Genomic DNA, 22,049 nt, shown 5'->3' with positions numbered 1-22,049 from the left:
CCCGCGAGCGCCCCCTCAGGCGACGAGCCGCTCCGCCACGTCGACGGCATCGGTGAGGCTGTCGACGACGGGCACCCCGGCGGCCTCCAGGCTCACCCGGCTGTGCGAGCCGCCGGTGTAGAGCACGGCCCGCGCGCCCACGTGGGCGGCGGCCACGGCGTCGTCGACGGCGTCCCCGATCACGACGATCCGGTCGGCGTCGGGGCGGTCCTGCAGGGCGGCGAGGTGGCGCACCATCCGCTCGGCCTTGCCGGCGTGCGAGGTGTCGGTGCGCCCGTCGATCCGTACGAAGTACTCGTGGATGCCGTGCCGGCGCACGATCGGCACCAGGTGCTCGTGCGGGGCGAGCGACAGCAGGGACTGCGTGCGCCCGTCGGCCCGGCGGGCGGCGAGCAGGTCGGACGCCCCGTCGGCCAGGCCGCAGGTGTCCACCCGGGCCCAGTAGTGCTTGTGGAAGACGGTGTCCATGACCTGCCACTCGGCGTCGGTGGGCAGGCGTCCCATCAGCCGCTCGTAGAACAGGGGTATCGGCACGCAGTACAGGTCGCGGTAGCGCTCCAGCGTGATCGGGTCGAGCCCGATCTCCGCGAAGGAGGCGTTCGTGGCGTCGATCACCGCATGGATGTCATGCAGCAGCGTGCCGTTCCAGTCCCACACGATGTGCGCCCCGCGCAGCAGCTTCCCCATGGGAAAACGCTACCCTCCCCCACCGACACCGCCCAGACGGGACCCCGACGCCCGGGCCCCGCACCAGCCCGCGTACCACCCCGGCGCGCGGCCCGCGCCACCCCCGGAATCCGGCCCGGAGCACCGCGCCCCGACCGGAACGGCCGGGAAGGGAATCCCGCTCAGAGCAGCCCGGGAATCTCCTGCGTGGCGAACCAGAGCAGCTCGTGGTCCTCGGCGCCGTCCACCACGAACCGCGCGTCGTCGTCGCCCTGGTCCGCCGCCCCGAGCGCCGCGGCCGCCGCCGTCACGTCCGCCTCCGCGTCGTCCGCGTCGACGTGCACGGCCGCCGCCTTGGCCAGCGGCAGCGCCGCCTCGATGCGCACCTCGCCGAGCGCCCCCTGGTCGAGCCCGCGGTCGGGGTCGGCCAGGGCGGTGCCGTCCGGCACGTCGGCGGCGAGCACGACCCGGCGCCGGGCCGCCCCGGGGTCCCCGGCGATCAGCCGCAGCGAGGCCAGCGCCGCCCGGTTCAGGGCCGCGTACTCCAGCTCCTCGATGTCGTCGGAGACGTACCACTCGCGCAGGGCGGGCGTCACGGCGTAGGCGACCAGCGGCCCGGGCCCCAGCTCCCCCGCCTTGTACGCCTCGGCGAGCCGGGGCAGGGTCAGCGGAACGTAGACGCGCATGAGTGACCGCTTTCGTCCGTGTCCGCGCGAAGGCGGACTCCGTGGTCATGGAAGGCCTCCAGGATACGTGCGGGTGCCCGCCACCGGAGAGCGGCGAGGGCGCCGCGGGAGTCCCCCATCGAGGTGCCCCCACCGCCCCGGACGCCGTCAGCGCGCGTCCGCGCCTTCACCCGCCCCGCCCCGGTCCCCGCACGGCCCCGACGCCCGCGCACCCCCCTGATAGGTGAACCGCGCCGCCCCTGCCGCCCGCGCCCCGGACCCTTGCGCGGCCCGCGGCCACCCCCGTACAAGATCCCCAACGAGAAGTTACTCCCCGGTATTCGACGGCCGGGGGGGACGACGAGACGGAGGCTCCATGCGCAAGGTGATGACCATGCCCCGCCCACGCCCGGCCGCCACCCGGCCGCCCGCGGGCCGCCCGCCCCACCGGCGGGACTCCCGCCGCCCCGCCGAGCGCCGCCCCACGACGATCCCCGCGCAGCCGCCCCCGCACCCCACGGAGCTCTTCGCCGAACGCCTCGTCCTGGTCCTCAGCGGCCAGCGCCCGATGCACTGGGTGGCCCGGCACGTCGCCCACACCGCCTTCGACGAACTGGCCCGCCTCGCCGAGCTCAGGCCGCTCTGCGCGGGCGGCCACCGCCCCGCGATCCACCGGATCGGCCACTACCAGCCGCACCCCGAGGCGTACGAGGTCTTCGTGCGCATCGCCGCGGGCCCCCGGCTGCACGCCCTGGCCTTCCGCCTGGCCCGGGGCGCGGACCGCCGGTGGCGCTGCACCGCGGTGGAGACCGACCCGGCCCGCACGGCGCGGGTCCCGGAACCACGGCGCCCGGCCCCGGACACGCCGAAGGGGCCGGACACCAGCCCGGCCCCTCCGGAGATGACATGACGGACGGGCGTCACACCACGGCACGTCGTGCCACGGCGACGGCCGCACGTCCCGACGGCGTCACTTCTTGCGGCGACGCCCGCCCTTCTGGGCCTTGCGGCGCTCCGCGCGGGTCATCCCGTCCGCCTCGGAGCGGACCTCGGAGCCGTCCGTGGTGAAGTCGCCCTCGTCGACCCCGCCCTCGGCGTTCGGCGCCTGGAAGTGCAGGCGGTCGGGGCGCTGCGGGGCCTCCAGGCCCTTGGCGCGGATCTCCGGACGCCCGGCGCCCGCGGGCACCGCGTCCTGCGCGCCGCCCTTGGCCAGCGAGGGCGCCGCGTCCTCGACGGGGACCTCCTCGACCTGCTGCTCGACCTGGACCTCCAGGTTGAACAGGTAGCCGACGGACTCCTCCTTGATGCCGTCCATCATGGCGTTGAACATGTCGAAGCCCTCGCGCTGGTACTCGACCAGCGGGTCCTTCTGCGCCATGGCGCGCAGGCCGATGCCCTCCTGGAGGTAGTCCATCTCGTAGAGGTGCTCGCGCCACTTGCGGTCCAGGACCGACAGCACGACGCGCCGCTCCAGCTCACGCATGATCTCGGAGCCGAGCTGCGCCTCGCGGGCCTCGTACTGCTCGTGGATGTCGTCCTTGATGGACTCGGAGATGAACTCGGCGGTGAGTCCCGCGCGGTCGCCCGCGTCCTCCTCGAGCTCCTCGACGGTGACCTTGACGGGGTAGAGCTGCTTGAAGGCGCCCCACAGCCGGTCCAGGTCCCACTCCTCGGCGAAGCCCTCGGCGGTCTCCGCGGCGATGTACGCGTCGATCGTGTCGTCCATGAAGTGCGTGACCTGGTCCTGGAGGTCCTCGCCCTCCAGGACGCGGCGACGCTCGCCGTAGATGACCTCGCGCTGGCGGTTGAGGACCTCGTCGTACTTGAGGACGTTCTTGCGGGTCTCGAAGTTCTGCTGCTCGACCTGCGACTGCGCGGAGGCGATGGCGCGGGTGACCATCTTGTTCTCGATCGGGACGTCGTCCGGCACGTTGGCCATGGACATCACGCGCTCGACCATCTGCGCCTTGAACAGGCGCATCAGGTCGTCGCCCAGCGAGAGGTAGAACCGGGACTCGCCCGGGTCGCCCTGACGGCCGGAGCGGCCGCGCAGCTGGTTGTCGATGCGGCGCGACTCGTGCCGCTCGGTGCCCAGGACGTAGAGCCCGCCGAGGTCCTTGACCTCCTCGAACTCCGCCTTGACGGACCGCTCGGCCTTCTCCAGGGCGGCGGGCAGCGCGGCGGCCCACTCCTCGACGTGCTCGACGGGGTCGAGGCCGCGCTGGCGCAGCTCCGCCTCGGCGAGGTCGTCGGGGTTGCCGCCGAGCTTGATGTCGGTGCCTCGTCCCGCCATGTTCGTGGCGACGGTGACGGCGCCCTTGCGGCCGGCCTGGGCGACGATGGTCGCCTCACGGTCGTGCTGCTTGGCGTTGAGCACCTCGTGCTGGACGCCGCGCTTGGAGAGCTGCTGCGAGAGGTACTCCGACTTCTCGACGGAGGTGGTGCCGACCAGGATCGGCTGCCCCTTCTCGTGCTTCTCCGCGATGTCGTCGACGACGGCGGCGAACTTCGCGACCTCGGTGCGGTAGATCAGGTCGGACTGGTCGGCGCGGACCATCGGCCGGTTCGTCGGGATCGGCACGACGCCCAGCTTGTAGATCTGGTGGAACTCGGCGGCCTCGGTCATGGCCGTACCGGTCATTCCGGAGAGGCCGCTCTCGTAGCCGTCCCGCTTGTAGAGGCGGAAGAAGTTCTGGAGGGTGATGGTCGCAAGGGTCTGGTTCTCGTCCTTGATGTCCACCCCTTCCTTCGCCTCGATCGCCTGGTGCATGCCCTCGTTGTAGCGGCGGCCGGCGAGGATACGGCCGGTGTGCTCGTCGACGATCATGACTTCGCCGTCGATGACGACGTAGTCCTTGTCCTTCTTGAAGAGTTCCTTGGCCTTGATGGCGTTGTTGAGGTAGCCGACCAGGGGCGTGTTCACCGACTCGTACAGATTGTCGATGCCCAGCCAGTCCTCGACCTTGCTCACGCCGGACTCGTGGATGGCGACGGTGCGCTTCTTCTCGTCGACCTCGTAGTCCCCGGTCTCCTCGATGCCCTTGAGGGGGTTGCCGGGCTCACCCTTGGTGAGACGCGTGACCAGCTTGGCGAAGTCGCCATACCACTTGGTGGCCTGGTCGGCGGGGCCGGAGATGATCAGCGGCGTACGGGCCTCGTCGACGAGGATCGAGTCGACCTCGTCGACGATCGCGAAGTTGTGGCCGCGCTGGACGAGCTCGTCCTGCGCCCAGGCCATGTTGTCGCGGAGGTAGTCGAAGCCGAACTCGTTGTTCGTGCCGTAGGTGATGTCGCAGTTGTACTGCTCACGGCGCTGCGCCGGCGTCATGTTCGCCAGGATGCAGCCGACCTCCAGGCCCAGGAACTTGTGGACGCGGCCCATCATCTCGGAGTCGCGCTCGGCCAGGTAGTCGTTGACCGTGATCAGGTGGACGCCCTTGCCGGACAGGGCGTTCAGGTAAGCGGGCAGGGTGCCGACGAGGGTCTTGCCCTCGCCGGTCTTCATCTCGGCGACATAGCCCATGTGCAGCGCGGCGCCGCCCATCATCTGGACGTCGTAGTGGCGCTGGCCCAGGACGCGCTTGGCGGCCTCACGGACCGTCGCGAAGGCCTCGGGCAGGAGGTCGTCGAGCGTCTCGCCGTCGGCGTATCGCTCCTTGTACTCCTGGGTCAGCGCGCGCAGCTCGGCGTCGGAGAGGCTGACGAAGTCCTCTTCGATGGAGTTGACCTGGTCCGCGATGCGGTGCAGCTTGCGCAGGATCTTGCCTTCGCCTGCACGCATGATCTTCGAGAGGACGGACACGGGGGTTGGTCTCCTTGCCGGTCGGGCCTGGCATGGTCGGTTTTACTCGTCGGGCAACGGCCATCGTATGCGAGGACCCGGCTGCGCCGGGAGGTCTGCCCTGAGGTCAACGGGCGAGGGGCGCCGAAGGTGCCGGGTTGCGCCCCTCAGTGCCGCGTGAAGGGTGATCGGGAAAGCCCGCAAAACACTGGCATCGAGGGCCGCCGCCCCAGCAGAATCGTTTGATGGAGCCCGTCACCCTCACCACCGAACGTCTGTTCCTGAGCGTCTTCACGCCCGCGGACACCGACGAGACCTACCAGGCCTGTCAGGACCCGGAGATCCAGCGCTGGACGACCATCCCCTCGCCCTACGCGCGCGTGGACGCCGAGACCTTCATCGGCCGCATGGTCCCGGACGGCTGGCGCGGCGACGCGGAGTACACCTTCGCCGTACGCCCCCGCGAGGGCGGCCCGCTGGTCGCCGCCATCAGCCTGCACCACCCCCGCTCGGGAACGTGGGAGGTCGGCTTCTGGACGGCCAAGGAGCACCGGGGCCGGGGCTACATGACGGAGGCCGTCCTCGGCCTGGCCCGCTGGGCCTTCACGGACCTGCGCTGCACCCGTCTGGAGTGGCGCGCGGAGGTCGGCAACACCGGCTCGCGCGCGGTCGTGGAGCGGGTCGGCTTCACCGTCGAGGGCACGCTCCGCGCGGGCCTGCTGAACAAGAACACGCTGCGCGACGCGTGGATCGGCGCGCTGCTCCCCTCGGACCTCGGCATCACGTCGCCGCACCCGTACCTGCCGGCCCGCGACTGACCCGCGGGCACCGCACGGCGGCTGTCAGTGCCGCCGCCTATCGTTCGGGTCATGACGAGCCTGCCGAGTCCCGCCACCGCTCTCTCCGCCGACGAGGCCCGCCGCATCGCCCTGCGCGCCCAGGGCTTCCTGGGCGCGCCCGACCGCCGGTCCGGCGTGCCGGGCGTGCTGCGGCACCTCGGCGCGGTCCAGCTCGACACGATCTCGGTGCTCGCCCGCTCGCACGAGCTGATTCCGTACGCGCGCCTGGGCGCCGTGGGCCGCGAGGCGGTCGAGGCGGCGTACTGGACGGGCACCCGCGCCTTCGAGTACTGGTCGCACGCCGCCTGCGTCCTGCCCATCGAGGAGTGGCCGCACTTCGCCTTCCGCCGCCGCGCCTACCGCGACCGCCCGCACTGGCACCACGACCTGCCCTCGGGGGCCTACGACCAGGTCATCAAGCAGCTGCGCACCGAAGGCCCGCTCACGGCCACGGAGTTGGGCGGCGCGAAGAACAAGGGCGAGTGGTGGGACTGGTCCGAGTCGAAGATCGCCGTCGAGCGCGCGCTGATGTACGGCGAGGTGGTGTGCACGGAGCGCCGTTCCTGGAAGCGGGTGTACGACCTGGCCGAGCGGGCGATCCCGGACCCGCTGCTGCACGACGACCTGACCGACGCGGAGTGCCTGCGCCGCCTGGTCCGGCTGGCCGGTGAGGCGCTGGGCGTGGGCACGCGCGCGGACATCGCCGACTACCACCGCCTCAAGGGCGAGCAGTTCGACGCGGTGGTCGCGGACTCGGGTCTGGTGCCGGTGGCCGTCCAGGGCTGGGACAAGCCCGCCTGGGCGGACCCGAGGGCGCTGGAGACGGCGCCCCGCGGCCGGCACCGCACGACGCTGCTCTCCCCCTTCGACTCGCTGATCTGGGAGCGGGCGCGCACGGAGCGGATCTTCGGCTTCACGCACCGCCTGGAGGCGTATGTGCCGAGGCCCAAGCGGATCCACGGCTACTTCGCGATGCCGCTGCTCGCGGGCGGCAGGCTCCTGGGCCGCGTCGACCCGGCGCGCGAGGGCACCACGCTGGTGGCCCGGCAGGTCTCGCTGGACGGCGCGAAGGCGGTGGCGCCGATGGCTCAGGCGCTGCGGGAGGCGGCGTCCTGGGTCGGCTGCGACGCGGTACGGGTGGAGCGGATGGACCGCCCGGAGCTGACGCCCGACCTGGTCCGCGCCCTCACCTGACCGGCACGTGACCGGCCTTCGGCCGGGGCGCCTCACCGGATTTCGAGGATCTTCTCCCGCATCGCGTAGACCACGGCCTCCATCCTGGAGTGCAGCTGCAGCTTCTCCAGGATGTTGCGCACGTGGTTCTTCACGGTGTTCTCGGAGATGAACAACTCCTTGGCGATGTCACGGTTGTTCATCCCGGTCGCGACGAGCTTCAGCACTTCGAGCTCCCGGTCGGTCAGCCGGGGCGCGGGCACCAGGCGCCGCTCGTCGGTGCGCTGGATCATCGACTTGAACTCGGTGAGCAGCTTGGACGCCATCGAGGGGCTGATCTGCGACTGTCCGTCGGCGACCGCGCGGATCGCGGTGGCCACCTCGTCCGTGGAGATCTCCTTGAGGAGGTAGCCCGTGGCGCCCGCCTTGATCGCGTCGTAGAGGTCGGCCTCCTCGTCGCTGATCGTCAGCATGATGATCTTGGCGCTGGGGGCCACCTCCTTGATGGAGGTGCACGCCTCGATGCCGCCGCGCTTGGGCATCCGGACGTCCATCAGCACGATGTCGGGCAGCAGGTCGGCGGCCTTGTCGACCGCCTCGGCGCCGTCACCCGCCTCGCCGACGACCTGGATGTCCTCCTCGGCGGCGAGGACGATCTCCAGACCCCGGCGGAAGAGGGCATGGTCGTCCACCACAAGGACCCGGATGGGCTCCTTGCGTGGGGCGCCCGCATCCGTGCCGATGCCGATGCCGTCACCGGCATCCTCGTGACGCATCGGTCCGAAGCTGTCCGCCATCGTTCCTCCCCCATGAAGGCCGCGGCCTGTTGTGCTTCTGCTGCACCAACCCCAGGCGGCAGCACACCGGTTGACCGGCCCGCCCATGATTTCATGCCCGGCGCCGGAGCGGTGCGCGCACTGGGCGCACGGTGGTGCCCCTGGGGGCGCACAGGCGCTCCAGGGGCACTACCTCGGCCGTCACGGGGCGGTGGGTCAGCCGCCGAGCGCTCCGCCGCCACCGGCGGACTCGGCCTTGGCGACCATGGGGTCGGTGTTCAGACGGATCACGCCGTAGTCGTAGGCGTGCCGTCGGTAGACGACGCTCGGCTCCTTGGACTCGGAGTCGACGAACAAGTAGAAGTCGTGTCCGACCAGTTCCATCTCGTACAGCGCCTGGTCGAGTGTCATCGGGGCCGCGACGTGCGTCTTCTCGCGGACCACGAGGGGCCCTTCGCCCTGGACCTCCAGGGAGCCGATCTTCTTGACCGGCACGCCCTCGGGCTCTTCGTCGCGCGCGATGGAGCCGTCCCCGTTGAGGTACGCCGCGTCCGGGACCCGCTCGGCCACCTCGGCGGCGGAGAGCCTGCCGGTGCCCCGCCGGTTGTGGCGCTTCTCGTGCTGCTTGCGCAGGCGGGCGTCGAGCTTGGCGGTGGCCAGGTCGAGCGCCGCGTAGGGGTCTGCCGCCGAGGCCTCCGCACGAATCACGGGTCCACGCCCGCGAAGGGTGATCTCCACCCGGTCGGAACGGTCGGCCTGACGCGGGTTGGTTTCCTTGGACACCTCGACGTCGAGGCTGATCACCTTGCCGTCGAGCCTCTGGATCTTGTCCAGCTTCAGCTTCTCGGCCACGTGCTTGCGGAACCGCTCGGGCACCTCGGTCTTGCGGCCCTTGACGACGATGTCCACGCAGAACTCCGTTCCCGGATTGCTCCGCTTCGGATGCGGAGCATCTCCCTTTTGCACCAGACTCCGGTGACTCCCGGAGCCTCGGACTCGGTGACTTCCACCTCCTCCTCCCCCGTGGGCAAGATCTCCACCCCACCGGCCCGGGTGATTGCGAAAATCCCGCAGACCGGCATTCCGATTTGCGAGGGACGGCGTCCGCCATTCCTCACAACCGAACATATCTCGCCCGGACGGATGTCGTCACCCTCTACTGAGGCGTACCTCCATTCAGGTGTATCGACCCTCTCACCACCTGCAACGATGCAAGTTCTCAATCAGTTCCGGTTTATTTCGAAAGAATCCGGTGCGGCGGCAACAACGGCAGCGCTGATCGCGTTCTCGCAGCGCAATACCGACCCTCGTACGACCCCCGTCCCCGGTTCCCGTACGGCCTCCGCGCCTTCGTTCTCTCCCGCCGCCTCTTCCGACATCCCTTTCGTGTGTACGGCACGTAATGCCCGGGCGGCCTCCGCCACCGAGGCACCGGTGGTCATCAGGTCGTCGACGACCACGATCCGGCCGCCTCCCGCCAGCAACCGGCCGCCCCCGGCGGCCACCTCCAGGGCGCCCGCCAGATTGGCCTGCCGCTGCCGGGAGTCGAGCCCCGACTGATCGGCCACCGCGCGCCGCTGACGCAGCACCGCGAGCACCCGCGCCGGCATCCCCGCCCGCCGCAGCTCACCCGCCGCGGCGAGGGCGATCCGCCGCGCCGGGTCGTGCCCGCGCGCCCGCACAGCAGCCCGCGCCGAGGGCACAGGAACGAGCGACAAAGGCATCACCAGCCCCTGTGGACCACCCTGTGTGCCGCCTACCCGCGTTCGCACTCCCGTATCACCCGGAGATCGGAATTCGGCCCGCAGACCGGCACACACGGCCTCGGCCAGCGCCGCACCCAGGGGCCCGGCGAGTCCCAGGGCGCCGCGCTCCTTGTGCGCGAGCAGGACGGCCCGCACCGCGTCCTCGTACGGCGCCGCGGCATGCACGAGGGGCAGGCCGGGCGGCGCCGGATCGGGCCGAACCCGGCGCGGCAGGCGCCCGCACAGGGCGGCCCGGCACCCGTCACAGAGCGCCGTCCTGGGCTGCCCGCAGCCCCCGCACTCGGCCGGCAGCACCAGGTCGGTGAGGTCCTGCCACCACCCCCGCATGCCCACCACTGTGCCAAGGCACGGGCCGCACGGCCACCCCTGTGGATAACCCCCTGTGGACAAACGACCGCCACGGAACGGTCGACAGCCGTCCGCCACGGAACGGTCGCCAACCGTCCGCCACGCGACGGTGGACAACCCTCCACCGCGCAACGGGCGTTGCCCGCCTCAGCCGGGATAGACCGGCGCCAGCCCTTCCTTCACCACGGTCTGCCACTGCGAGCCCGTCGGCAGCCGCACGATCCCGTCGTCCGAGTGCGCCACCAGCGGCTGCCGCTCGTCCTCGGACGCCGCGATCTCCTTGACGCCGGTCAGGCCGGGCAGCGCGGTGCGCGGGAGCACCGAGCCGTCGCTCTGGACGTACCGGATCTGCTGCACGCCGCCGGACTCCCGGCCGACCACCACGAGGCGGCTCGCGCCGGCCCACGACATGGCCGTGACCTCCTCCATCTGCGGCGCGGCGGGAGTGGGGTCGAGGACGGAGATCTCGGGCTTGCCGTCCTTGTCCTCGTCGCGGTCGGCACGGCCGATCCACAGGGACTTCTTGCCGTCCTTCTCCACCAGCAGGGCGATGCGCACGCCGTCGGCCGACACCCGCACCTCCTCGATGTTCCCGTCAAGCGCGGGCACGTCGACCTCGACCGGATCGCCCTCGCCCTGGTCGAGCCAGAGCAGCCGCGGCCGCTTCGGGTCGCGGTCGGCCACCCACAGGTTGCCCCTGCTGTCCCAACTGGGCGTGGAGAGCCGGTCCTCCTCCGACTTGGCCTTGCTGCGCAGCCGCGCCTTGCCGAGACCGTCGTCCCCGAGCAGCGAGCCGGTGTACAGCGACTTCCCGTCGAGGGACACGCCGGCCGCACGCTGTTCGTCGCGGGAGACGGCCGCCGAGCGCAGCGGCTGGTCGCCGGTGCCGAGAGCACCCGTCACCGGCTCCGGGTCCACCGAACTGCCCGCGTTGGCCGACATCCGCACCAGACGGTGCTTCTCGTCGACGAAGTACTGGTAGTCGGGGCGGTCCGCGCTGCGGTGCGCGGCGACGGTCTCGGCACGGTCCTGGCTCAGGACGCAGAGCATCGAGCCGTTGGAACGCTGCAGCGTCACCTGCTCGACCCCCGAAGGCGTCAAGTCCTGCAAGGTGAACAGCATTTGCGCCGCCATCTCCTTGCACCGCGTCTGCCCGGCGCCGTCCGAACGGCTGTTGAGCTGCACCGTCAGCCGGTTGTGATCGTCCAGCGCCAGCGGCGCGTTCGGATTCTTCAGCTCCATGCCGCTGCCGAAGCTCGACACCACCACCGGGCGGAGCCAGTTGGTCGGCCCCTCCAGGAGCAGCTTGACCGTCTGCGTCAGCGGGTCGATCCGCTGCCGGATGTAGACGGGATCGGCGACGAGCCCCGTACGCCCGCCCACGCCCGCGCCCGTGGGCCCGGCGAAGTAGTACTTGTTGACGGAACGGTAGATCCGCTGGAAGTCCGACGCACCGAGCACCACGCCCGGCGGCGGCTTGTCGATGCGCCACTCGTCCCCGCCGGGACCGCCGTCCTGGCTCAGGTGCACGGTCTGGGTGTAGGGCGCGTCGTCGGGGCGGTACGCGTGCTGCTCGTCCACCCGCGCGACCTGCCGGCCGGTGAGCGAGTAGCGGCGGCTGCCCTCGGCGTCGTTGCCCGCGTTGCCCGCGTCCGTGTTCGGGCCGTCGGCCAGCACCGTCGTGGACTCGCCCGGGTTCCACTCCCGCGACGCCTTCTTCGTCAGATACTTGCGCGCCATCGCGAACTTCGGATCGTCGCTGGTCAGCGCCTCCAGGAAGCCCTGCACGATCTCCACGGGCCGGGCACCCTCGCGCGGCGGCATCGCATAGACGCGCACCTGGGACTGCGAGTCGGGCCGCTGCGAGGCGTCGACGGACTTCAGGTTCCCGCTGTCCGGCATGGAGGCGCACCCGGCCAGGAGCGCGCCGCAGCTGCCGAGCAGCAGTGTGGTGCGCAGGGCATGCCTGCGGCCCGCACGGCGGCCGCGCCCGTCACGGTCAGCGCCCACGCGTGCTCTCCTCTCCCCGGCCCGCGCCATACCCCGCGGCACGGCCGCCGGGCGTCGGACCCGTCCCGGCACCGCGCGCCTCCTCGCCCCGCGGCGCCGATCCGGCACCGTCGTACGTCTCGTCGGTCATGCCGTACAGGTCCTCGTCCGCGTCGCGATCGTCCAGCGCCGGGTCGTCCCACACCGGGTCGTCCCAGGCCCCGTCGTCCACGGCCCCACCGCCCGACGCGCGCCCGTCCGACGCCCGCCCGTCCGGCACGGGGCCGTCCGGCCGCAGGGACCCTGCCGTCCCGTCGCCCGCCGCCGGCTCGTCGTCCAGCGGCCTGCGCGGCACGACCCGCGACCCGCTGCCGGGCAGCGCCGTCGGATCCACCGGTCCGGCCTGCCGCAGCCGCGGCGGTATCGGCCCCTTCGCCGGCACGGGCGGCGCGACCCGCTCGGATGCCGCCGCGGGCGCCTGCGCGGGCACCGTGGCCAGCTTGCTCCCGCCCCCGAGGGGCAGCCCGGCGTCGTTCAGCCCGCGGTGGCGCCGCGAGTCGTCCGGCTCCAGGGGTATCGGCGACCCCCGCAACGGCTCGTCCGCCGTCCTCGGCAACGTCAGCCGGAACTGCGACCCCCCGCCCGGCTCGCCCCAGGCCTGCAGCCAGCCACCGTGCAGCCGCGCGTCCTCCAGGGCGATGGACAGGCCGAGCCCCGTACCACCGGTGGTACGGGCCCGCGCCGGGTCCGCCCGCCAGAAACGGCTGAACACCCGGGTCGCCTCGCCGGGCTTCAGACCCACGCCGTAGTCCCGTACCGCCACGGCGACCGCGCCGCCCGCGACCGCCAGCCGCACCACGACGTCCTTGCCCTCGCCGTGCTCCACGGCGTTGACCACGAGATTGCGCAGCACCCGCTCGACGCGCCGCGCGTCCGCCTCGGCGACCACGGGCTGCTGGTCGCCCACGATCCTTATGTGCGTGCCCTTGCGCTCGGCGAGCGGCTCCGCACCGCCGACGACCCGGCGGACGACCTCGCGCAGATCTATCGGCTCGGCCTCCAGGGCGGCCGCACCCGCGTCGAACCTGCTGATCTCCAGCAGATCGGCGAGCAGCGACTCGAACCGGTCCAGCTGGTCGGCGAGCAACTCCGCCGACCGCGCGGTCACCGGATCGAAGTCCACCCGCGCCTCATGGATGACATCGGCGGCCATCCGTACGGTCGTCAACGGCGTACGCAACTCGTGCGACACGTCGGACACGAACCGCCGCTGCATCCGCGACAGCTCCTCCAACTGCTGGATCTTCAGCTGCAGGTTCTGCGCCATCTTGTTGAAGGCCTCACCGAGCCGGGCGATGTCGTCCTCGCCGGTGACCTTCATCCGCTCCTGCAGGCGCCCCGCGGACAGCCGCTCGGCGATGCCCGCGGCCATCCGCACGGGCGTGACGACCTGGCGCACCACCAGCCAGGCGATGGCCCCGAGCAGCACCACGACGAACAGCCCGGCGGTCGCCAGGGTCGTCCGCACCAGGTTCAGCGACTCCTCCTCCTGCGTCAGCGGGAAGAGGTAGTACAGCTGGTACGGGTCGCCGTTGAGGTCGTTGAGCCGCTTGCCGATCACCAGACCGGACTGCGGCGCACGGCCGTCGTCGTACTCGATGCGGGTGTTGGCCTGGTAGACGCCCGTGCCGTTGTCGACCTGGCGGCGCAGCTCCTCGGGCACGCTCAGGATCGGCTCCACGCTGCCCGAGGCCCGCGACCCGCGCACGCTCCCGGCGTCCCCCGCGGAGGTCGGGCTCAGCGTCACCACCGCGAACGCGTTCTGCCCACCGCTGGAGAGCTGCTCCACCAGGTCGGACATCCACAGCGCGGCATTGCGCCCGTCGGCCGTACTGCCCTCCTGGCCCTGCCCCTGCGCGCTCTGCCGGGCAGCGTTGACGCTGTCCTGGGCCGCGCGGAAACCACCGTCGGCCTGGCTCTGCGAAGCCTTCACCTTGGCCTTGAGCAGGCCGTTGTTCACCGAGCTCATGACGGCGAACCCGAGCATGAGCACCACGCCCAGCGACATCAGCAGGGTCGTGGCGACGACCTTGAGCTGGATGTTGCGCCGCCACAGCCGCAGGGCCGGCAGCAGCGGGCGGCGCACCCAGCGCGCGAAGAGACGCAGCACGGGGCTGCCCTGAACCCCGCCCTGCAGCAGCAGCCCGCCGTCGACGAGCCGCTCGAACCGGGACGTGCGCCGTGCCGGTCCAGTCCGCCCCGAGCGAGCCCCCGGACCACCGGGCGCCGAGGAGGAACTGTCCTGGGACACGTCAGCTCGGTCCGGCCTTGTAACCGACGCCACGGACGGTCACCACGATCTCCGGCCGCTCCGGGTCCCGCTCGACCTTGGAGCGCAGCCGCTGGACGTGCACGTTCACCAGGCGGGTGTCCGCCGCGTGCCGGTAGCCCCAGACCTGCTCCAGGAGCACCTCACGCGTGAACACCTGCCACGGCTTGCGCGCCAGGGCGACCAGCAGGTCGAACTCCAACGGCGTCAGCGCGATCGACTGCCCGTCCCGCTTCACGGAGTGCCCCGCCACGTCGATGACCAGGTCACCGATGGCCAGCTGCTCCGGCGCGGGCTCCTCCGACCTCCGCAGCCGCGCCCGGATCCGGGCCACGAGCTCCTTCGGCTTGAACGGCTTGACGATGTAGTCGTCCGCCCCCGACTCCAGACCGACCACCACATCCACGGTGTCGCTCTTGGCCGTGAGCATCACGATCGGCACTCCGGACTCCGCCCTGATCAGGCGGCACACCTCGATGCCGTCCCGACCGGGAAGCATCAGGTCGAGCAGCACAAGATCAGGCTTGGCCTCCCGGAAAGCGGCCAGCGCCTTGTCGCCATCAGCTACGAACGACGGCTCAAAACCTTCACCACGCAGCACAATCCCGAGCATCTCGGCCAGTGCGGTGTCGTCGTCGACGACAAGGACTCGTCCCTTCATGCCTGACATCATCCCATTAGCTAATCGTTACCTGGCGTGACCTGGCACACAGCTCGACAAGGCCCTCTGCTGTCACAGGTGACAGAACGCCCTCTTCCGTGACGATCGCCGTCACCAACTCGGGTGGCGTCACGTCGAACGCGGGGTTGTACGCCTGGGTCCCCAGGGGTGCCACCGGAATACCGCCTCCCGCTTCCATCCCGATCACCGGCACGTGCGGTGCCGTGACCTCCGTCACTTCATGACCGGCTCGCTGCTCCACCTCGATGGCCGCCCCGTCCGGGGTGTCCAGGTCCACGGTCGTCACCGGCGCCACCACGACGAACGGCACATGGTGATATCGCGCCAGCACGGCGAGCGGATAGCTCCCCACCTTGTTCGCCACCGAACCGTCCGCCGCGATGCGGTCGGCACCGATCAGCACGGCATCCACCTCACCCGCCGCGAACAGCGAACCCGCCGCGTTGTCCGTGAGCAAGGTGTACGCCATTCCGTTCCGCGCCGCCTCATATGCGGTCAGCCTGGCCCCCTGCAGCAGCGGCCGCGTCTCGTCCACCCACAGCCTGCGCAGGCTCCCCTCCCGGTGCGCCTTGAGCGCCACCGCGAACGCGGTGCCCTCCCCTCCGGAGACCAGCGCCCCCGTGTTGCAGTGCGTCAGGATCCGGTGCCCGCCGCCGGGCAACAGCTCGTCGAGCAGCGCCAGACCGTGCGCCGCCATCCGCGTACTCGCCTCGGCGTCCTCGGCGTGCAGTGCCCGCGCCGCCTCGAGCGCGGCAGCGGCGGCCTGTCCGCCGTCCCCACCCCCCACGGATGCGGCACGATACGCGGCCTGCGCCCGCCGTGCCCCGTACGCGAGGTTGACCGCGGTGGGCCGCGCCCCCGCCAGTGCGTCCGCCGCCTCGTCCACGTCGAAGCCGCGGGCCGCGGCGAGGGCGACGCCGTACGCCCCCGTGATGCCCAGCAGCGGTGCCCCTCGCACCGCAAGCGTCCTGATCGCCTCCACCAGTGCCGGTGCGTCGGTGCACACCAGCTCGCTCTCCTCGCCCGGCAGCCTGGTCTGGTCGAGGAGCACCACCACAGGGCCTTCGGGCGGGTCGTCCCAACGGATCGCGGGAACCGCCGGTATCTCGGTCGGCCGTTTGTCCTCGCTGGATTGCGCGTACTGATCAGCCATCCGACCAGTCTGCCCCGTACCCGGCGGACAATTGAAGGTGTACAGCCGCTACGGCGCCCGGTCACCTGGCGGGCACACCGTGGCACGATGGCTGGCAACCTGCCGCCGCACCCGCGGACGGGCACCTTGAAGGAGCGACGATGAACGACACTCCGGGCTGGGCCTCGCCCGGATCTGCCCCCTCCGACGGACCGGACTCCGGAAAGCCGGACGCCGCCGAGCCCGCGGACGGCGGGCAGAGCGGCCCGTCCAAGTGGTCCAAGGAGCAGCCGCCGCCCGCCCAGTGGTCCCCGCCCAGCAGCCAGAGCCCGGGCCAGACACCGCCACCACCGCCCCCTCCGCCCGCCCAGGGCGGCGGCTGGGGCTGGGGCGGCCGGCCCTCCGCGGGCCCCGGCGGTCCCGGCCCCGCAGGACCGGGAGGCCCCGGCGGCTACCGCGGCTGGGGTGCCTGGCAGGGGCCTCCGCCCGCCGCCAAGCCCGGTGTCATCCCGCTCCGCCCGCTCGGCGTCGGCGAGATCCTGGACGGCGCGGTGTCGACCATGCGCGCCCACTGGCGCACGGTCCTCGGCATCTCCCTGACCGTGGCCGTGCTCACGGAGATCATCGTCGTCCTCCTCCAGGGACTCGTCCTGGACGAGTCCGTCGACACCGAGGCCCTCGACGACCCGAGCGCGACCGTCGGCGAGCTGACCCGCGCCATGGGCGACACGATGCTGAACTCCGGCGTGGTCCTCGTGATCACCCTGCTCGGCACCATCGTCGCCACGGCCCTGCTCACCATGGTCACCAGCCGCGCGGTGCTCGGTAAGTCGGTCACCACCTCGGAGGCCTGGCAGGACTCCCGCCCCCAGCTCGCCAAGCTCTTCGGCCTGACGCTCCTCATCCCCCTCATCGGCGTGGCCATCGTCGCCGTCGGCACCCTGCCCGGCGTCCTGATCGCGCTGGCGGGCTCCTCCGAGGCCGGCGCCGGGCTCGCCGCGCTCGGTGGTCTCGGCGCGAGCATCGTCGCCCTCTGGGTCGTGATCCGCCTCTCGCTCGCCTCCCCGGCACTCATGCTGGAGAAGCAGGGCATCAAGAAGTCCCTGGCCCGCTCCGTGAAGCTGGTCCGCGGCTCCTGGTGGCGGGTCTTCGGCATCCAGCTGCTCGCCGCGATCATCGCGAACGTGGTGGCGTCGATCATCGTCATCCCCTTCTCGTTCATCGCGGGCGCGGTCAGCGGCGACGGCGTCAGCGGCTTCCTGAACAACACCGGCGAGCTGGGCTGGACGTTCCTGATCATCAGCGGTGTCGGCTCGATCATCGGCTCCACGCTGACGTTCCCGATCACGGCAGGCGTCACCGTGCTCCTCTACATCGACCAGCGCATCCGCCGCGAGGCCCTCGACCTCGAACTCGCCCGCGCCGCCGGCGTCCCCGGCCACGCCACCACCACGCCCGGCACCCCGGGGAGCTGATGCGGTGACCGCGGCGGGGGCAGTACTCGGCACGCTCACGGCGGCACCACTCCTGCCGCGCACCGGCGACGACCCACCGGTGACGATCCCGCGCGACCCCGCGCGGGAGGCCGCCGAGCGCGAACTGTCCAAGCCGATGTACCACGAGGGCGATCCGGGCCTCTTCCAGCGGGCCCTGAACCGTTTCTGGGGCTGGGTCGACGACCTGTTCTCCGCCGCCTCGGGGGCCACCCCGGGCGGCGGGTTCGGACTCCTGGTCATCGTCCTGGCGGTCGTCCTGCTCGCCGGCGCCCTGTGGTGGCGCCTGGGCACGCCGCGCCGCGCCGCCACCTCCGCCCCCGCCCTCTTCGACGACCGCCCCCGCAGCGCGGCGGAGCACCGCGCCGCCGCCGAGGCCCACGCCGCCCAGGCCCACTGGAACCAGGCCGTGCAGGAGCGGATGCGCGCCCTCGTCCGCGCACTGGAGGAACGCGCCCTCCTCGACCCCCGCCCGGGCCGCACCGCCGACGAAGCCGCCGCGGAAGCGGGCCGCACCCTGCCCGCCCACACCGACCGACTCCGCTCGGCGGCCCAAGCGTTCGACGACGTCACGTACGGCGGCCGCACCGCCGACCAGGCCGCATACCTCCGGCTCGCCGACCTCGACCGCGATCTGGAACACACCAGGCCGGTCCTGACGAACACCGCCCACACCACACCGAGCAGCCACTCCCACGGGGCCGCCGGATGACCGGCACCACCCCGCCCGCCGAGCCGCCCCGGCCCGCCCCCGGCACCACGCCCACCACCGACCGGCCCGACGCCCCACAGCCGCCCGCCCCGACGACGTCGACCTCGGCCACTCCCCGCCAGCTGTGGACCCGCTCGCGAGGCATCGCCCTCGCCCTGGTCATCCTCGTGGCGACCGCCGTCGCCATCGCCGCCGTCCGCTCCGGCGCCCAGCACGGCCGCCTCGACCCGCGCTCCGCCGACACCCACGGCAGCCGGGCCGTCGCCGAACTCCTCGCCGACCGAGGCGTGTCCACCCGCGTGGTCACCAGCCTCGAAGAAGCCCGCTCCGCGGTGGCCGCCGACACGACCCTGCTCGTCGCCAACCCCGACGTCCTCACCGGCCGCCAGCGCACCCGGCTCCACGAGACCACCGAGGCGTCCGACGGCCGCACCGTCCTCGTCACCCCCGGCACCACGTCGATCGGCGACCTCGCCCCCGGAGTCACCGCGGACGCCACGACCAGCGTCGACTCCACGCTCTCCCCCGACTGCTCCCTCCCGGCGGCCCGCCGCGCCGGCACGGCCGACATGGGCGGCATCCGCTACGACACCCTCGCCCCCGACGCCGAGGCCTGCTACCTCAGCGACGGCCTTCCCGGTCTCCTGCAACTCCCCACCCCCCGTGGCAAGGGCGACACCGTCGTCCTCGGCGCCCCCGACATCCTCTACAACGACCGCGTCGACCAGCAGGGCAACGCCTCCCTGGCCCTGCAACTCCTCGGCTCCCGCCCCCACCTCGTCTGGTACCTCCCCTCGCTCGCCGACGACCAGGCGGCGGACGACTCCGAGCGCCGCGGCTTCTTCGACCTGATCCCCGCCGGCTGGCGCTGGGGCACCCTCCAACTCGCCATCGCCGCCGTACTGGCCGCCCTGTGGCGCGCACGCCGCCTCGGCCCCCTCGTCGCCGAACGCCTGCCCGTGGCCATCCGCGCCTCCGAGACCGTCGAAGGCCGCGCCCGCCTCTACCGCAAGGCGAACGCCCGCGACCGGGCAGCCGCGGCCCTGCGCACCGCCACCCGCACCCGCCTCGCCCCTCTCGTCGGCGTACCCCCCGCCCAAGCGCACGCGCCCGAGTCCCTGCTCCCCGCACTGACCACCCGGCTCCGCACCCCCGGCATGGACCTGCACCCCCTCCTCTTCGGGCCGCCTCCCGGCAACGACACCGCGCTCATCACCCTCGCCGACCAACTCGACGCCCTCGAAAGAGAGGTACGCCACTCATGATGGACCCGACCACTGACACCGGGCCCACCGGAGATCCCCGCAGCTCACGCGCTTCCCTCGAAGCCCTGCGCGCCGAGATCTCCAAGGCCGTGGTCGGCCAGGACCCCGCCGTCACCGGACTCGTCGTCGCACTGCTGTGCCGCGGCCATGTCCTACTAGAAGGAGTCCCCGGGGTGGCCAAAACGTTGCTCGTGCGCGCACTCGCCGCGAGCCTCGAACTGGACACCAAGCGCGTCCAGTTCACCCCCGACCTGATGCCGAGCGACATCACCGGCTCCCTCGTCTACGACGCGCGCACCACCGAGTTCTCCTTCCAGCCCGGCCCGGTCTTCACCAACCTCCTGCTGGCCGACGAGATCAACCGCACCCCGCCCAAGACCCAGTCCTCCCTCCTCGAAGCGATGGAGGAACGCCAGGTCACGGTCGACGGCACCCCGCGCCCGCTCCCCGAGCCCTTCCTGGTCGCCGCCACCCAGAACCCGGTCGAGTACGAGGGCACCTACCCCCTCCCCGAAGCCCAACTGGACCGCTTCCTGCTCAAACTGACGGTCCCTCTCCCCTCCCGCCAGGACGAGATCGACGTCCTGACCCGGCATGCGGAAGGCTTCAACCCGCGCGACCTGCGCGCCGCCGGCGTCCGTCCCGTCGCGGGCGCCGCCGACCTGGAAGCCGCCCGGGCCGCCGTCGCCAAGACCTCCGTCTCCCCCGAGATCACCGCGTACGTCGTGGACGTGTGCCGCGCCACCCGCGAATCCCCTTCGCTCACCCTCGGCGTCTCCCCCCGAGGCGCCACGGCCCTGCTCTCCACGGCACGCGCCTGGGCCTGGCTGACGGGCCGCGACTACGTCATCCCCGACGACGTCAAAGCCCTGGCACTGCCCACCCTCCGCCACCGCGTCCAGCTCCGCCCGGAAGCCGAGATGGAGGGCGTGACCGCCGACTCCGTCATCAACGCGATCCTCGCCCACGTCCCGGTCCCCCGCTGATGGCCCTGACCGGACGCGCCGCCCTCCTGGCGGCTCTGGGCACCCTCCCCGTCGGCCTGTGGGACCCGAGCTGGACGGGCATCCTCGCCGTCAACGCCCCCCTGGCGCTGGCCTGCGCCTGCGATGTCGCGCTGGCCGCGCCGGTACGCCGCCTCGGTCTGACCCGCGCGGGCGACACCTCCGTTCGCCTGGGCGAGAGCGCCGACGTCGGCCTCACCGTCACCAACCCCTCCGGCCGCACCCTGCGCGCCGAACTGCGCGACGCCTGGCCCCCGAGCAGTTGGCAGCCAGGCACCGAGGTCACCGCGTCCCGTCACCGCCTGACGATCCCCTCGGGCGAACGCCGCCGCTTCACCGCACGCCTGCACCCCACCCGCCGCGGCGACCACCAGGCCGACCGCGTGACCATCCGTTCGTACGGGCCGCTGGGCCTGTTCACCCGACAGGGCAGCCACAAGGTCCCCTGGACCCTGCGCGTCCTGCCGCCCTTCGCCAGCCGAAAGCATCTCCCCTCCAAACTGGCCCGCCTGCGTGAACTGGACGGCCGCACCAGCGTCCTGACGCGCGGGCAGGGCACGGAGTTCGACAGTCTCCGCGACTACGTTCCCGGGGACGACACGCGCTCGATCGACTGGCGTGCCACCGCCCGCCAGTCCCGCGTAGCCGTCCGCACCTGGCGCCCCGAACGCGACCGCCACCTCCTGCTGGTCCTCGACACCGGCCGTACTTCGGCGGGTCGCGTGGGCGACGCCCCGCGCCTGGACGCCTCGATGGACGCGGCCCTGCTCCTCGCCGCCCTGGCGTCCCGCGCCGGCGACCGCGTGGACCTGCTCGCCTACGACCGTCGCGTACGCGCCCTGGTCCAGGGCCGCTCAGCAGGGGACGTCCTCCCCTCCCTGGTCAACGCCCTGGCCACCCTGGAACCCGAGCTCGTCGAGACGGACGCCCGCGCCCTGACCTCGACCGCTCTTCGCACCGCCCCGCGCAGCTCCCTGATCGTCCTGCTCACGAGCCTCGACACGGCCCCCGTCGAAGAGGGCCTGCTTCCTGTACTTTCCCGCCTCACCCGGCGCCACAAGGTCTTGGTCGCGTCGGTCGCCGATCCGCACATAGAGGAGATGGCGGCCTCCCGCGGAACAACGGAGGCGGTCTACGACGCGGCGGCCGCCGCCCAGGCCCAGTCGGAACGCCACCGCACGGCGGAGCAACTCCGACGCCGCGGGGTCACCGTCGTGGACGCCACCCCGCATGACCTGGCCCCCGCACTGGCGGACGCCTACCTTTCCCTGAAGGCTGCCGGCCGCCTCTAAAAAGCGGAGAAATGACCCCGCCGGAAAGCGAAGAGCCCCTATAACGCAGAAAACCCCCGCACCATAAGGTGCGGGGGTTTCCCGACTAAAAGGAGTTCGGCGGCGTCCTACTCTCCCACAGGGTCCCCCCTGCAGTA

Annotated in this window: 18 protein-coding genes; 8 read left to right on the top strand and 10 right to left on the bottom strand. The window is 72.1% G+C overall.

Annotated features, from left to right (window positions below; all coding sequences use genetic code 11):
- Nucleotides 1-15: 15 nt before the first annotated feature.
- Together ACFYXE_RS38210 and ACFYXE_RS38205 are read right to left on the bottom strand one after the other, a co-directional pair.
- On the bottom strand, nt 16-687 hold the full coding sequence (locus tag ACFYXE_RS38210) for an HAD family hydrolase (RefSeq protein WP_389321162.1): 672 nt from the start codon (nt 685-687) through the stop codon (nt 16-18).
- Between the two features lie 161 nt (nt 688-848).
- Nucleotides 849-1,352: a DUF6912 family protein gene (locus ACFYXE_RS38205; protein WP_361176967.1), complete on the bottom strand. Its 504-nt coding sequence runs from the start codon at nt 1,350-1,352 to the stop codon at nt 849-851.
- Nucleotides 1,353-1,725: 373 nt separating this feature from the next.
- On the opposite strand from ACFYXE_RS38205, the gene ACFYXE_RS38200 reads away from it, so the two are divergent.
- Nucleotides 1,726-2,241 (top strand): Rv3235 family protein, encoded by a 516-nt coding sequence (locus ACFYXE_RS38200; RefSeq protein ID WP_389321159.1) that lies wholly within the window; start codon nt 1,726-1,728, stop codon nt 2,239-2,241.
- 60 nt (nt 2,242-2,301) lie between these two features.
- Here the strand turns inward: ACFYXE_RS38200 and secA are convergent, their stop codons facing one another.
- A complete protein-coding gene (secA, locus tag ACFYXE_RS38195; RefSeq protein ID WP_389321156.1) occupies nt 2,302-5,133 on the bottom strand; it encodes a preprotein translocase subunit SecA in 2,832 nt (943 codons plus the stop codon).
- Between the two features lie 224 nt (nt 5,134-5,357).
- Between secA and ACFYXE_RS38190 the strand changes: the two genes are divergently transcribed.
- Together ACFYXE_RS38190 and ACFYXE_RS38185 are read left to right on the top strand one after the other, a co-directional pair.
- On the top strand, nt 5,358-5,930 hold the full coding sequence (locus tag ACFYXE_RS38190; RefSeq protein WP_389321153.1) for a GNAT family N-acetyltransferase: 573 nt from the start codon (nt 5,358-5,360) through the stop codon (nt 5,928-5,930).
- A 51-nt stretch (nt 5,931-5,981) separates the two neighbouring features.
- Nucleotides 5,982-7,145, top strand: coding sequence for a winged helix-turn-helix domain-containing protein (locus ACFYXE_RS38185; RefSeq protein WP_389321150.1), 1,164 nt, complete (start codon nt 5,982-5,984; stop codon nt 7,143-7,145).
- Nucleotides 7,146-7,177: 32 nt separating this feature from the next.
- Here ACFYXE_RS38185 and ACFYXE_RS38180 read toward each other — a convergent pair whose 3' ends face one another.
- From ACFYXE_RS38180 to mtnA, 7 genes are all read right to left on the bottom strand, one after another.
- On the bottom strand, nt 7,178-7,921 hold the full coding sequence (locus ACFYXE_RS38180) for a response regulator transcription factor (RefSeq protein ID WP_355820517.1): 744 nt from the start codon (nt 7,919-7,921) through the stop codon (nt 7,178-7,180).
- 195 nt (nt 7,922-8,116) lie between these two features.
- Nucleotides 8,117-8,809: a ribosome hibernation-promoting factor, HPF/YfiA family gene (gene hpf, locus ACFYXE_RS38175; protein WP_389321146.1), complete on the bottom strand. Its 693-nt coding sequence runs from the start codon at nt 8,807-8,809 to the stop codon at nt 8,117-8,119.
- A 314-nt stretch (nt 8,810-9,123) separates the two neighbouring features.
- Entirely contained in the window at nt 9,124-9,993 is an 870-nt protein-coding gene (locus ACFYXE_RS38170; protein ID WP_389321144.1) for a ComF family protein, read from the bottom strand.
- A 168-nt stretch (nt 9,994-10,161) separates the two neighbouring features.
- Nucleotides 10,162-12,024 (bottom strand): LpqB family beta-propeller domain-containing protein, encoded by a 1,863-nt coding sequence (locus ACFYXE_RS38165; RefSeq protein ID WP_389321142.1) that lies wholly within the window; start codon nt 12,022-12,024, stop codon nt 10,162-10,164.
- Nucleotides 12,014-14,314, bottom strand: a complete 2,301-nt coding sequence (mtrB, locus tag ACFYXE_RS38160; protein ID WP_389321138.1) for an MtrAB system histidine kinase MtrB — start codon at nt 14,312-14,314, stop codon at nt 12,014-12,016. Before mtrB ends, ACFYXE_RS38165 begins: the two co-directional genes overlap by 11 nt.
- 1 nt (nt 14,315) lies before the next feature.
- On the bottom strand, nt 14,316-15,005 hold the full coding sequence (mtrA, locus tag ACFYXE_RS38155) for a two-component system response regulator MtrA (protein WP_189176211.1): 690 nt from the start codon (nt 15,003-15,005) through the stop codon (nt 14,316-14,318).
- Nucleotides 15,006-15,009: 4 nt separating this feature from the next.
- On the bottom strand, nt 15,010-16,167 hold the full coding sequence (gene mtnA, locus ACFYXE_RS38150) for an S-methyl-5-thioribose-1-phosphate isomerase (protein WP_389321133.1): 1,158 nt from the start codon (nt 16,165-16,167) through the stop codon (nt 15,010-15,012).
- Between the two features lie 140 nt (nt 16,168-16,307).
- On the opposite strand from mtnA, the gene ACFYXE_RS38145 reads away from it, so the two are divergent.
- The 5 genes from ACFYXE_RS38145 to ACFYXE_RS38125 are packed head-to-tail and all read left to right on the top strand — an operon-like array spanning nt 16,308 to nt 21,912.
- Nucleotides 16,308-17,621: a hypothetical protein gene (locus ACFYXE_RS38145; protein ID WP_389321130.1), complete on the top strand. Its 1,314-nt coding sequence runs from the start codon at nt 16,308-16,310 to the stop codon at nt 17,619-17,621.
- A 4-nt stretch (nt 17,622-17,625) separates the two neighbouring features.
- Nucleotides 17,626-18,351 carry a DUF4129 domain-containing protein gene (locus ACFYXE_RS38140; protein ID WP_389321127.1) on the top strand — a complete coding sequence of 242 codons (726 nt, stop codon included), beginning with the start codon at nt 17,626-17,628 and terminating at the stop codon, nt 18,349-18,351.
- On the top strand, nt 18,348-19,616 hold the full coding sequence (locus ACFYXE_RS38135; RefSeq protein ID WP_389321124.1) for a DUF4350 domain-containing protein: 1,269 nt from the start codon (nt 18,348-18,350) through the stop codon (nt 19,614-19,616). The genes ACFYXE_RS38140 and ACFYXE_RS38135 overlap by 4 nt, the downstream gene beginning before the upstream one ends.
- Nucleotides 19,616-20,602 (top strand): AAA family ATPase, encoded by a 987-nt coding sequence (locus ACFYXE_RS38130; RefSeq protein ID WP_389321121.1) that lies wholly within the window; start codon nt 19,616-19,618, stop codon nt 20,600-20,602. Before ACFYXE_RS38135 ends, ACFYXE_RS38130 begins: the two co-directional genes overlap by 1 nt.
- Nucleotides 20,602-21,912: a DUF58 domain-containing protein gene (locus tag ACFYXE_RS38125; RefSeq protein WP_389321118.1), complete on the top strand. Its 1,311-nt coding sequence runs from the start codon at nt 20,602-20,604 to the stop codon at nt 21,910-21,912. Before ACFYXE_RS38130 ends, ACFYXE_RS38125 begins: the two co-directional genes overlap by 1 nt.
- Nucleotides 21,913-22,049: the final 137 nt, after the last annotated feature.

The organism is Streptomyces sp. NPDC002564, from assembly GCF_042889645.1.
Lineage (GTDB): Bacteria > Actinomycetota > Actinomycetes > Streptomycetales > Streptomycetaceae > Streptomyces.
This window is presented reverse-complemented; position numbering and strand designations above follow the sequence as displayed.

Coding starts and splice junctions, on each gene's coding strand:
- ACFYXE_RS38130 (WP_389321121.1), top strand. CDS start 19,616: ATGGACCCGACCACTGACACCGGGCCCACCGGAGATCCCCGCAGCTCA.
- ACFYXE_RS38180 (WP_355820517.1), bottom strand. CDS start 7,921: ATGGCGGACAGCTTCGGACCGATGCGTCACGAGGATGCCGGTGACGGC.
- ACFYXE_RS38135 (WP_389321124.1), top strand. CDS start 18,348: ATGACCGGCACCACCCCGCCCGCCGAGCCGCCCCGGCCCGCCCCCGGC.
- ACFYXE_RS38210 (WP_389321162.1), bottom strand. CDS start 687: ATGGGGAAGCTGCTGCGCGGGGCGCACATCGTGTGGGACTGGAACGGC.
- mtnA (WP_389321133.1), bottom strand. CDS start 16,167: ATGGCTGATCAGTACGCGCAATCCAGCGAGGACAAACGGCCGACCGAG.
- ACFYXE_RS38125 (WP_389321118.1), top strand. CDS start 20,602: ATGGCCCTGACCGGACGCGCCGCCCTCCTGGCGGCTCTGGGCACCCTC.
- ACFYXE_RS38185 (WP_389321150.1), top strand. CDS start 5,982: ATGACGAGCCTGCCGAGTCCCGCCACCGCTCTCTCCGCCGACGAGGCC.
- ACFYXE_RS38205 (WP_361176967.1), bottom strand. CDS start 1,352: ATGCGCGTCTACGTTCCGCTGACCCTGCCCCGGCTCGCCGAGGCGTAC.
- ACFYXE_RS38170 (WP_389321144.1), bottom strand. CDS start 9,993: ATGCGGGGGTGGTGGCAGGACCTCACCGACCTGGTGCTGCCGGCCGAG.
- ACFYXE_RS38190 (WP_389321153.1), top strand. CDS start 5,358: ATGGAGCCCGTCACCCTCACCACCGAACGTCTGTTCCTGAGCGTCTTC.
- ACFYXE_RS38145 (WP_389321130.1), top strand. CDS start 16,308: ATGAACGACACTCCGGGCTGGGCCTCGCCCGGATCTGCCCCCTCCGAC.
- mtrA (WP_189176211.1), bottom strand. CDS start 15,005: ATGATGTCAGGCATGAAGGGACGAGTCCTTGTCGTCGACGACGACACC.
- ACFYXE_RS38200 (WP_389321159.1), top strand. CDS start 1,726: ATGCCCCGCCCACGCCCGGCCGCCACCCGGCCGCCCGCGGGCCGCCCG.